This is a genomic window from Azospirillum rugosum, assembly GCF_017876155.1.
GTDB lineage: Bacteria > Pseudomonadota > Alphaproteobacteria > Azospirillales > Azospirillaceae > Azospirillum > Azospirillum rugosum.
In genome coordinates this window covers 85,532-98,286 of sequence record NZ_JAGINP010000031.1, presented here as the reverse complement: position 1 = coordinate 98,286, position 12,755 = coordinate 85,532, and the positions used below count along the sequence as shown (strand labels likewise).

Below are 12,755 nucleotides of genomic sequence, written 5' to 3'. Positions count from 1 at the left end.
AGCGCCTCGACCCGCGCCTTGGTGGCGTTGGCGTTCAGCGTGATCGTGAAGTTGGTGTCGGTGTCGGTGCTGACCGTGCCGATCTGCACCCAGGCGGTGCCGTCGTAGGCGTAGACGCCGCTGCCCGACGTGTCGCGCCAGATCTGGTTGGTGACCGGGTTCGCCGGCGCGCTCGCCGCCGCGGGAATGGAGACGTGATCCTCGCCCGCGATCATGCCGGTGACAGTCAGCGTGCCGTTGTTGTAGGCGGTGCTGTCGGCGTCATCCAGGGTGATCACGCCGTCCGCATCCAGCCGCGCCGCCGTCTTGATCGCGTCCTCGTTGAACGTCGCCGCCGTGCTCAGCCCCGTGATCCGCGGCTGGTCGTTGTTCGTCTGGATCGTGATGGTCGTGCGCGGCGTGTTGCTGTTCAGGCCGGTCGCGCTGGCGTCGTCGTCGTTGGCGTCGGTGACGGTGACGTCCACGGTCCGGCTGGTGCCCGTCGGGTCATCGTCGGTGTTGAGGTAGGTGATCCCCTGCAGAAGCGCCTGGAAGGCGGCGACCGTCGCCGTGTTGCCGCTGCCCGGCCGGATGGTGAAGGTTCCGGTGCCCGTGCCGACGGAGGCGACGTAGGAGACCTTGAACGCGCCGGCGGCGACGTCCGTGCAGTCCTGGTTCAGCGTGAAGGACACGCCGCCGATGGTCAGCGTCTCGAAGGCCCCGTCCTGAAGGCCGCCGACCGTCAGATGCATGCTGGACAGGTTGCTGTTGTCGGGGTCGCTCAGGGTCGCCGACGCGGCGATGTTCACCGCGCTCGGATTGGCGTTGGCCGGATCGATGAAGGTGACCGCGTTGTCGGATCCGTTGCCGGCCCCGTTCAGGTCCGCCACGGGCGGATCGTTCACCGGGGTGAACTGGATCGTCGCCGACACGAAGGGCGACGGGTTGGTGGACAGCGCGGAACCGCCGGACTGGTTGTTGTTGGCGCCGTCGCGGAAGGTGAAGTTCACCGTCCGGCTCGTGTAAGTCCCGTTCGCGGTCGGGTTGTCGCTGGTGGTGCGGTAGGCGATGGCCTGGATCACCGCCTGCACGGCCCCCGCGTCGGCGTTGGCGTTGAGCGTGATGGTCAGCGCCGTGCCGCTGCTTCCCCCGGCCAACGTGCCGACGACCGTGCCGCCGACCTTGACCTGCCCGGAGGCGGAGGCGTAGGTGACGGCCTTGCCCGAATAGGTGCCGTCGACGATCGTCAGCGTGTCGCCGCTGTACCAGGTGGCCATCGTGGCGCCGATCACACCGCCACCGAAATTGTCGTTCGCCAGATACTGGAAGTCGGCCGCGTCGTCGACCGCGCTGACCGTGACCAGCAGCTGCGAACTCGACCCGGTGCCCACACCCGCGGCTTCCGACAGCGCAATGGGGGAGCCGATCGCGGTGGCCGTGATGGTGGGCGCGTCGTTCCGCGGCGTGACGGTCACGCCGATGGCGGTCGTGCCGTCGCCCGACCAGCGGCTGGTCGCGCCCAAGCTGCCCGTCAGGTTGACGCCTGATGTTACGGCGGTGATCGCCCCGCCCTCTCCGTCGGCGACCCGCACGGACAACGGCGTCACCGTGCCGTTGAAGTCCGTTCCGGGCAGGAAGCGCAACTGCGCCGCAGCCGGAAGAATCAGCGCGGACGCGTCGCTGTAGGTGTTCGCAGCGATGGTCGTCCAGGTCGTGACCCCGCCGGCGACGTAGAGGTACTGCCAGACGCCCTGGGTGGCCGGCGTGGTGTTGCCGACGATCGCGATGCCCGCCAGGGGCGTCGAGTCGTTGTCGCCGCTGTGCGCACTCTGGTCGTCGGCCGCGTCGGAGTATTTGCCGGTGAAAAGGTTGCTGATGGCCGTACCGGACGGGTTGGGCGCGTCCTCGGCCACGTTCGGCAGGCTGGTGTTGCTGGCCGTCGGACGGTCGTTCTCCTTGACCACCGACGTCATCAGGGTGACGGCGTTGCTGCTGTCGCTGTAGGCCGTCGCTCCGCCGCCGGCCCCGATGTTGATGATGGTCCCGGAGGTCGGTGTCGTGCCGGAATTGTCGATCAGCTGGACCGTCAGCCCGGTCGGGGTGCCGAACCAGTTGGCGTCGGGCAGGAAGCGGATGGCGTCGTACTTGTCGAGGATCAGGGCGCTCGACGTAGACTGGTTGCCGATGGTGACCCAGGTGCCGTCCAGGGTGCCGTCGTTTTCAATGTCCAGGCGGTATTGCCAGACGCCGCCCGACACGGTGCCGCTGCTGACCACCGCCACGCCGTAGAACTGGTTGGCGCCCGAGGTGCCGGCGCCGTCCACCGCGTCGCTGAAGCTCCCGGAGAACAGCGTGTCGACCTTGGCGCCGGGCGGGTCGGCCGTGTCCTCCTGCGTGTTCGGCAGGGTGGTGACCGTCGCGTTGCCGCTGCGGATCGGCGCGTCGTTCACGTTGGCGATGGTGACGGTGATCGTGCGCGTGGTGGTCAGGCCGGCCGAGCTTCCGTCCGTGTAGGACACCTGGCCCGGGTTGCTCGCCACGTCGGTGCCCATGCCGGACAGGTCCCCCGGCCGCTGGCCGGTGTTGCCCAGGTCCCTCACGGCGACGGTGACCGTGAAGGTGCCGTTCCAGTCCGCGTTGCTGGCCGGTCCGCCGGCGCCGTCCGGGTCGGGCAGCGTGATGGTCAGGTCGCGCAGGCTCGATTCGATGGCCGCCAGGCTGCCGGTGAGCGTGATGGTGCCGAGGCCCAGGGCCGACTTGCCCGCCGTTCCGCCCACGGCGGTGAAGGTGCCGACGCTGGTCGTGACGGTGGCGGTCAGATTCGTGGCGCCGTTGGTGTCCGCGTCGGTGAGCGTGAAGGCACCGTCCGTCGCGTTCAGGACGATCGTGGTGACGCCTTCGGTCTTCGTCACGTTGCCGGCGTTGATCACCACCGGGTCGTTGACGCCGGAGATGTAGACGCTGCGCTCCGCGTGCACCGTGTTCGGGGCGAGGCCGGCCGTGTCGTTCAGCGTGGCGGTGGTGGTCGCGTAGGGGTCGATCACGGTCGCGACGATCGCGGTCGGCGTGCCCGCCGGGCCGCCCAGCTGCTGGTTCACGGCGCCGCCGTTCGCGGTGGCGCTGGCGGTGCCGCTGGTGTCGCTGGTCCGGTCGTCCACGATGACCTGCAGCGTCAGCGTCGTGTCGTCGCGCTCGCCGTTGGAGTTCGCCACGGTCAGCTTCAGGCTCTGCAGCGTCGCCGCGACATCCGTGATCTTGCCGCGCAGGATCAGCGGGCGCTCCGCGCCGTCGAAGGCTCCGGCGCCGCGGTTGACGACGGCCGCGGACCCGGACAGCGTGTAGCCGATGGTGATCCCGCTGTAGGCGGCCGCATCCGCCAGTGGCGCGCCGCTGCCGTTGAGCAGCCGGACGATCACCTGCACCTCCTGACCCGTCTGGGCCGGATCGTCGGCGTCGGCGATCACCAAGGCGAGCGCCGGGAAACCGGTGACGGTCACCGCGCTGCTGCGGTCGATGACGATCTGGCCGGATCCGATGTTGAGCGTGGGATCGTCGTTCACGTCGACGAAGTCGGTCAGCGCGATGGTACCCTGGGCCACCTGCGTGACGTTGCTGGAGCCGGAACCGGCGCCATAGGTGCCGAGGTCGCTGACCGTGACGGTCAGCGTATCCGCACCGTTGTAGTTGCCGTCGCCGAGGTACCAGACGCCGGCGTTCAGGAAGGCCTTCACGTCGGCGATCTTGCCAGTGACCGTGACCGTCCCGGTCCCGTCGCCGGTGATCGTGACGTTGGTCCCCGTGCTGTCGGCCGCCCCCTCCGTCCCGACGTCCACCGCCCCGTGGGCGGCGGACAGCGTGACCTGGATGTTGGAGTTGGTCAGCCGCGCTTCGATGTCGTCGAAGTCCACCGTCCGGCCCGAGCCGATGACCTGGATGCGCACGTCCTCGGTCGGCTGGATGGCGCCGGGCAGCCCGATGGTCGGCTGGTCGTTGCTGGACGACGCGAAGATGCGCACGGTGCCGATCGCGACGTTGCCCGTCAGCCCCGTGAAGTCGCCGCTGGTGAAGTCCGGATTTGTCCCGGGCACCGCCGTGTTGGGGACAGAGACGCTGCCCGACGCGTTCTTCAGGCCGCCGTTGGCGCCGCCGGTCAGCGTGCCGTCGTCGGCGCGCGCCCGGTCGTCGATGATCACCTCGACCGTGTAGTAGGCGTTCCGGTCGGTGGCGAAGCCGATGTGCAGCCCGGCCAGCGCCGCGTTGACCTGCGCCAGGGAGCCCTTCATCACCAGCACGCGCCCGTTGCCGTCGTAGGCCGGGCCGGAAGGGGGATCGATCAGCGTCACCGTCGCCCCGGCGCCCGGTTGGATGGTGATGCCGGTGTAGTCGGCCAGCAGCAGGTTGTTCACGTCGCGCAGGCGGACGATCGCCGTGACGATGTTGGTCTCGTCCACCGGGTTGGAACGGTCGGTGCTCTGGTAACCCGGGGAGCTGGTGATGTCCGGGTCGGCGGCGACGAAGCCGGCGATCGGGTTGTTGCCGATGGTCGTGCTGACGACCGGGATGTCCCCGGTCGGGCTGGTCAGGGTCGGCGCCTGGTTGACCGGGGTGATGTAAACCCAGGCCTCGCGCCCGGTCTGCTCCTTGTCGCCGTCGGACAGGGTGAAGACGAAGCGGTCGTCGTAGGTCGTCGACGGGTTGGACTGGTAGCTCTCCCCGCCGCCGTGGACGTAGTAGATGGTGCCGTTGGCGACGTCCTGCTGCGTGAAGCTGGAGCCCACGCCGATGACCGTGAAGGTCGTGCCGTTGGTCGACCGCATCAGCTGGCCGTAGCTGGTCGCCGTGGTCAGGCGGTACTGCACCTGCACGGCGCTGCTGTCCGGGTCGTAGGCCTGGAGCATCGCCGCGGTGATCTGGACGCGGCTGCCTTCCTCCACCGTGATCGGGTCGTTGGTGGGGGCGCCGCCGATGGCGTTCGGCGCGTCCACGCCGATGGTGGGGTCGGCCTGCGCCGGGGTCGCGGCGATCTGCGGCCCGTCGTTGACGTTGGTCAGCACGAAGCTGACGGTCGCCGGGCTGCTCGCCAAGCCCCAGCGGTCCACCGCCACCACCGTGAAGGCGTCGGCGCGCGTCTCGCCGCCGTTGTGGTTGTAGCGCAGGCCGGTCGTGCCGGCACCGCCGGGGCTGATGGTGAGAAGGGACACGTTGTACAGCGTGCCGACCTGCGCCTGCGCCCATTGGCCGTTGATGTAAACTTCCAGCGTGCCGTGCGCCGGCAACGCCGTGACACGGAACTGGAGCGGATTGTCCGCCGTATGGTTGAGCGCGAAGTTGCTCGCGTAGATCCCCGCCGCCGGATTTTCCAGGTAGGACTCGTTCGTGGCGTCGTCGGGGTCGGCGAAGGACAGCATCGACGTCGTGATGTAGGAGGTGTCGCCCTCCTTGATCGGCTTGTCGGTGGAGCCGGTGGCGGTCGGCGCGTCGTTGACCGGGGTCGTAAAGACGCTGAAGGTCCCGACCGTGCGGACCGGCGCGCGGGTCACCGGGTCGACGGCGCCGGTGGAGACGGAGAACTGGAAGGTCGACAGGAAGCCTTCGCCGTCCGACGGGACGAAGCGCACGTTCCCGGCGTCGAGGTCCGCCTGCGTAAAGGTGCCGTAGGCGCTGAGCGTCTGCCAGCTGCCGTTCACCTTCAACTGCAGCGTCCCGTACCAGTCGCCGTCGTTGGCGCCCAGCTTCAGCACCGTGTAGACGACCTGCGTGGCGGAGGCGCCGGCCGCGCTGTAGCTCAGCATCACCGGGGTGGTGTTGTCGCCGTCGTTGCCCAGGATCAGGCCGCCGGTCGTGCTGCCCTCGGTGATCGTGCCGGCGTTGACGGCGCTGTTCGGGTTCTGGCCGACGAACAGGATCTGCGACGGATCGGCGGACGGCGGCGGCGGCGCGTCGTCGTTGCGAATGGTGCCGACGGCGGTGGCGCCGGTCCCGCTGACGGTGCCGTTGCTCGCCGAGATCAGCTGGACCGTGAAGGTCTCGTTCGTCTCCACCGTGATGTCGCCGGCGACGTTCACGGTGATGGTGGCCGTGGCCGCGCCGGCCGCGAAGGTCACCGTGCCGGACGGGAGGACGCCGTTCTCGAAGTCCGACGCCAGCGCCGGAACGCCGCCGCTGCCCACCACCGACCAGGCCACCGTGGTGGCGCGCGTCAGGTCGCCGGTGCGGGTGACGGTGAAGGTGAAGGGGGTGGTGCCGCTCTGCCCCTCATAGGCGGCGACGGTGGGCGTGGTGATGCTGACGCTGGGCGGCGCCGGGTCGTCGTTCAGGACGGTGCCGCTGGCCGAGGCTCCGCCGGTGGCGATGCGGGCGCCGACCGCGCTGGTCAGCACCACGTCGAAGCTCTCGTCGCCCTCGAACAGCAGGTCGCCGTTGACGGTGATGGTGATGGTCGCGGTCGTCTCGCCGGCGGCGAACTCCACCCGGCCGCTGGTTGGGCTGGTGACGTCGGCGGCGTCGGTGCTGGTGTGGCGCAGCGTCCAGTTCACGAAGCTGGTGCTGCTGGTATCGCCAGACCGCGTGACGGTGAAGGTGTAGCTGGTCGTGCCGCCGTTGCCTTCCGCCTTCGACGCGTCGGTGGCGGCGATGGCCACCGTCGGCACGATGTCCGGGTCGTCGTTGAGGATGGTCGCCGTGGCGGTCGCGTGGTCGATGATGCCGTTGCTGGCCGACAGCAGCGTGACGGTGAAGGGCTCGTCGCCCTCCTGCGCGGTGTCGCCGGTGACCGAGACGGTGATGGTGGCCGACGTCTCGCCGGCGGCGAAGACGACCGTGCCCGACGGCAGCGCGCCGCCGAAGTCGGCGGCGTTCACCGCGTCGCCGGTCAGCTGCCAGACGACCGACGTGCTGTCGGCGGTCGAGCCCGTGCGGGTGACGGTGAAGGTGAAGGTCGTGACGCCGGAGTTGCCCTCCAGCTTGACCAGCCCGGCGTCCACGATGGCGACGTGCGGCACCGGGTCGTCGTCCAGGATCGTCGCCTCGGCGACGCCCGTGCCGATGGCGGCCCCCTGCGCGTTGCCCAGCGTGACGGTGAAGCTTTCGTCCGGTTCGGCCAGCAGGTCGCCGTTCACGGTGACGACGATGGTCTGCGACGTCTCGCCGGGGTTGAAGGTCAGCGTGCCGTGCGGCAGGAAACCGCCGAAGTCGGCGGCGTTGGCCGGGTTCACCGCGCCCCCCGCGACCGTCCAGTCGACGGACGCGCTTCCGCCGATGTTGCCGGTTCGGGTGATGGTGAACTGGTAGCTGCGCGACGTCCCGGTGCCGCCCTCCACCTGCGACCCGTTGACCGCAACGATGTCGAACTGCGGCAGGGTCGTGCCGTCGTCGTTCGCGATGACGCTCGACGCCGTCGCGGTGGCGATGGTGCCGGCGCTGGGGTTGGACAGGGTGACGGTGAAGCCTTCATTCGCCTCCGCCACCGTGTCGCCGGCGACGTTGACGGTGATCGTCGCGGTCGTGTGGCCGGCCAGGATCGTCACGGTCCCGAAGGGCTTGGTCCCACCGACGAAATCCGCGTCGTCGATGCCCGGCCCGGACACGGCCCAGTTCAGCGTGACGTCGGCCGAGCTGTCGCCCGTGCGGGTGACGGTGAAGGTGAAGGGCGTCGTTCCGCTGTTGCCCTCCGCACGCTGGATCTGGTCGGCGGCGATCGTGAAGATCTGGCCGTCGTCGTTGATGATGCGCGCGGTCGCCGACCCGCCGTTGTTGGCGATGGAGACGCCGTTCGGGTTGGACAGGGTGACGGTAAAGGTCTCGTCCGGCTCGATGGTCGTGTCGCCGGCGACGAAGATCTGGAAGGTCTTCGACGTCTCGTTGGCGCCGAACGTCACCGTGCCCGAGGGCAGCACGCCGTTCAGGAAGTCGGCCGCATCCGCGGTGCCGCCGGTGATGCTCCACGCCACGGACGCGGCGCCGGTGGTATCGCCGGTGCGGGTGACGGTGTAGGTGATCGCCCGCGTGCCGCTGTTGCCCTCCGCGACCTGGTTCAGGTCCGCCGTGATGGCCACGGTGGCGTAGGGGTAGTCGTCGTTTACGATCAGCGAGGTCGCGGCCGCGGTGGCGATGCGGGCGCCGCTGGCGTTGCTCAGCGTGACGGTCAGCGTCTCGTCCAGCTCCGCCTGCGTGTCGCCGCTGACCGCGATGGTGATGGTCTTGGTCGTCTCGCCGTTGAGGAAGTCGATGTGGCCGAACGGAATCGTCCCGCCGAAGTCCGCGGCGTCGACCATGCCGCCGATGGTCCAGTCCACGCCCGCCGCGCCGGCCGACGTGCTGCGCGTGACGGTGAAGGTGAAGTTGCGCGTCCCGCTGTTGCCTTCCACCATGGCGCCCTGGTTGGCGCGGATGGACAGCGTCGGCACGGAATCGTCGTTCAGGATCGTCGCCGTGGCGGTCCTGGTCCCGACGGAGAGGTAGCGCTCGTTCGACAGCGTGACCGTGAAGGCCTCGTCCGTCTCGACCAGGGTGTCGCCGCGCACGATGACGGAGATGGTCCGCGACACCTCGTTGGCGGCAAAGGTGATGGTGCCGCTCGGCAGCACGCCCGCGTAGAAGTCCGCCGCGTTCACGGCGCCGCCGCCGACCGCCCAATCGACGCTGCCGGGCTGGGACGTGTTGCCGGTCCGCGTCACCACGAAGGTGAAGGCGACGGCGCCGCTGTCGCCCTCCGCCAGCTGGCTGGTGACCGCCGAGATGCTGACCTCCGGCAGGGTCGCCGGATCGTCGTCCACGATCGTCGCCTGCGCGTCGGGCGTCTCCAGCGTACCGTTGGTCGGGTTGCTCAGCTGGACCTTGAAGGTCTCGTCGTCTTCGATGTCCTGGTCGCCCGCGACGCTGACGGTGATGGTCTTCACCGTCTCGCCGGCCGCGAAGGTGATCGTGCCCTGCGGAAGGGCGGCTTGGCCGAAGTCCGCCGCGTCGATCACACCCGACACCCCAACGACCGTCCAGTCCACGGTGGTCGCCTGCCCCAGCTTGCCCGTGCGGGTGACCGTGAAGGTCAGCGTCCTGGTCCCGCTGTCGCCTTCCAGGACCGACACGCTGCCCGCGTCGGTCTTGATCGACAAGCCCGGCGCCGGATCGTCGTCGACGATGGAGGCCAGCGCCGTGGCGGTGGTCAGCACGCCCCCCGCCGGATTGGCCAGGCGCAGCCGGAAGGTCTCGTCCGCTTCGGCGATGGCGTCGCCCTGGACCTCGACCGTGACGGTCTTCACCGTTTCGCTGGCCAGGAAGGTGACGGTGCCGAACGGGAAGGTGCCGCCCGCGAAATCGCTCGCCGACGCGGGATAGTCGCCCGCCCCTTCGATCACATAGTCGACGGTGGTCGTTCCCGTGGTGACGCCGGCGCGGGTGATGGTGAAGGTGTAGCTGCGGGTGCCGCTGTTGCCCTCGAACTGCGTGGCCGAGACGGGGGCGATGGACACCGACAGGCCGGTGTCGTCGTTGACGATGGTGGTCGACGCGCTGCCGACGGCGATCTGGCCCTGCACCGGGTTGGACAGCGTGACCGTCATCACCTCGTCCGGCTCGACCACCGTGTCGCCGACCAGCGTCAGCCTGATCTCGACCGTCGACTCATACGCCGCAAAGAGGGCGGTGCCGCTGAGCAGCGACGAGACGTCGGCGCCGTCCACGCCGCCGACCGTGTACTGCACGCTGCCGGTCGTGCTGATGTCGCCGACGCGGGTGACGGTGAAGGTGACCGTCTGCGTGCCGCTGTCGCCTTCCGCGAGCGACGGGGTGCCGGCGCTGGCGATGTAGCTCGCCGTGGAGGCGCCGGCCCCCTGGGCCAGCGCGACGCTGAAGCCGAAGATGCGGAAGGAATCGCTGGCGGACGGCCCCGCATAGATGCCGCCCTGGCGGGAGAAGCTGGTGCCGTCGGCGTTCCAGCGCAGCGCCATGGCGTTGTCCGACACCGCGAAGGTGAAATCGTCGCTGCCCAGCGTCCCGGCCATGTTGACCGCGGTCTGGAGATAGACGACCCGGCCGTCGATCACGTCCTGCAGGCTGAAGGTGCCGCCGGATTCCACCACGGCGCCGTTGCGCAGGATGCGCCCATAGCTGGGGCTGTCCACCACGGCGAAGGTGATGGAGGACGGCGGGCTGTCGCTGTCCGTCACGTTCATCATGGCGGTGGTCAGCGTGACGCGGAAATTGTCGCCGCCCGTCAGCAGGTTGCCGTCGGCGCCGCCGGCGGTGACCGTGGCCGTCCGGGTGCTGCTCTCGACCCAGGTCGGGTCGTCGTTGACCGGCCGGATGGTCAGCGTGATCGCCTGGGAGAGGCTGGCCGAAACCCCGGTGCCGCCGCCGGCGTCCTTGATCACGACGTTGAAGCTGTCGGTCGGCGCGACGGTCGGCTCCGTCCCGTCGTGGGCGTAATGCAGGCCGGACAGCTGGTCCTGCGCGATCAGCACCGTGTCGCTGCCGAGGTCGAGCGTCGTTCCGCCCGGGATGACGTAGGTTGCCAGGTTCTGGTTGGTCAGCGTCCGCGTGACGCCGTTGATGGTCAGCGTGCCGGTGAAGATCAGCGAGCCGTGCTGCGGCAGGGAGCTGAGCTGGATGGTCAGCGTGTCGCCCGGATCGCCGCCGGCGTTGGCGACGATGAAGTTGCCGATGGAGGATTCCGGGGCGCTGGCCGGCACGCCCTCGTACACGTTGCCGCCGGCCGTGGTCAGCACCGGCGCCTGGTTCACCGGGGTGACCGCGATGTTCACGGTGCTGATGTGGGCCGACGAATAGGACTGCGGAGTGGCACCATCGTTGACCGACACCTGGAAGCTGTCGGCCGTGTTCTGGTCGGCGCCGGTCGCCTTGTGAACGTAGACCAGCCGGTGGTTGACGACGTCGTCCTGCGTGAAGATCGACCCGACGCCGAGCAGCTGGCCGCCCAGCGTCAGCGTGCCGTAGGCCGGCAGCGCCTCCAGCCGGTAGACCAGCTGGGTGTTCGACTGGGTGCCGGCGGTGACCTCCGGGTCGGCGACGGTCAGGTTCCCGGCGGTGATCTCGACGTTGCCGCCCTCCGTCACCGTCACCTGGGACGTGGTCAGGACGGTCGGGTCGTTGGAGGGGGAGACGGTGACCGCGATGGTCTTGGTGACGGTGTAGGGGCCCGGGGACGGGTCGCCGTCGATCACCGTGATGGTGATGGTCGTGGACGCCGCCGTGTTGCCGAGTTCGGTGTCGGCAGCCACGAAGCGCAGGCCCGCCAGCCAGATGTTGGCATCGGCCGCGGTGCCGTTGAAGCTCAGGAACGAGACGCCCTTGTTTCCGGGCGGGGCGGTGTCGTCGAGATGGCCGACCGTCGTGCTAGGCAGGCTGACCGTGACGGTCAGGGTGCCGCCTTCCAGGTCGGTCACCGTCCAGCCGCCGAGCGAAGCCTGCTCGGCGCCCGCGACGTTCAGCACGCTCGGCTCGATCACCGCGATGGTGTCGCCGCCGGCCGGCGACGTGATGGTCGGCGGCGCCAGCAGGTGCTGCCAGGCGGCCTCCGCGGTGGCGGACAGGGCGATGCGCGACTCGACCGGGCCGGTGCTGACCTCCAGCGTCCAGTCGCCGCCCAGCGCGGCGGAGCCCGTCGCGTCGTCGGACGCGGCGACGTCCGTCCCGGTCAGGCCGGCGAGCCGCGCCATGAAGGCGGTTCCGGCGCCGCCCTGCCCGACGTCGCAGCCGAGCAGCAGGATGTCGGCGCCCTCGGTGAAGGAGGCCTTCCAGGCGGCGATCGCGTCGGCGGTGGCGCCCTCCAGGCTGGCCGCGGTCAGCGTGTCGCGGCCGAGCGTGACGCTGCCCGCCTCGCCGTGCGCGACGATCTGCAGCGACGCCACATGGCCGCCGGCCAGGGCTTGCTGGATGCGGGCGATGGGATCGTCGTTGACACCGATGACGACCGTCTCCACGTCCGACGGCAGGTCGCCCAGCAGGACCTCCGGATTCTCCACCCGGGCGTCGATGACGACGATGCGGCGGTCGGCGGCCGTGACGGAATCGGCCCCGCCGGCATCCGCCTTGTCGGCATCGGGCACCGTCAGGTCGTCGGTGGCAGTGACCTTGCTGCCCGTCAGGTCGGCGAGCGTCCCGGCCAGGCGCTGGCCGCCGGAGGCGGGGTCGACGCCGTGGAGCTCGATGGTGGCGCCATCGGCCAGATGGTCGCGCCAGGACGCCACCTCGTCCGCCCGGCCGGTCAGGGACGTGGTGGTCAGGGTGTCGCGGCCGACGGGCAGGCCGCCCCCGTCGCCGTGCGACAGGATGTGGATGGATTGCAGGCCGCTGGTGCCGGACAGCGCCTCGCTGATCTGCTGGATGCCGTCGCGGCCGCTGTCGAGGGTGACGACCCGCGTGCCGGCGCCGAGACCGGCGACCGCCTCCGCCGCCCCCGGCGTCCGCGGATCGACAAACACAAGTTGCAGAATGCCGGTCGAGGCGTTGGCCGGCTGCGCCGAGTCGTCCTTCGCGGGGGCAGCGCCGGCCGCCGGCACCGGGAGGTCGGACCCGGCCGGAGCCGCATGGTCCGCGCCGGGCTCGCGCGCGGGGGCCTGATCGCCCGCCGGTTCCGTCGCGCCCACAGCCTTGGCCGCGTCCTGCGCTTGCCCCGCCTTGGCGGCGGTGGAGGCGGGATCGGCCAAGGAGTCGTGGCTGTGGTCGACGACGTCGGCGGCCGTTGCCGCGACAGAGGCGTCAAACACCATCCGTGGCTCCAGGGCCAGCCGAAGGGAATGCTTGGAGGAAGGCGGCGTCGA

The 12,755-nt window shown here is 70.0% G+C and carries 1 protein-coding gene; it reads right to left on the bottom strand.

The genetic code is table 11. The features are described 5' to 3' along the window. Positions 1-12,704, bottom strand: a 12,704-nt coding sequence (locus tag J2851_RS31315) for a Calx-beta domain-containing protein (protein ID WP_209771722.1), incomplete at its 3' end; no start/stop codon positions are given. Between the last annotated feature and the right edge of the window lie 51 nt (positions 12,705-12,755).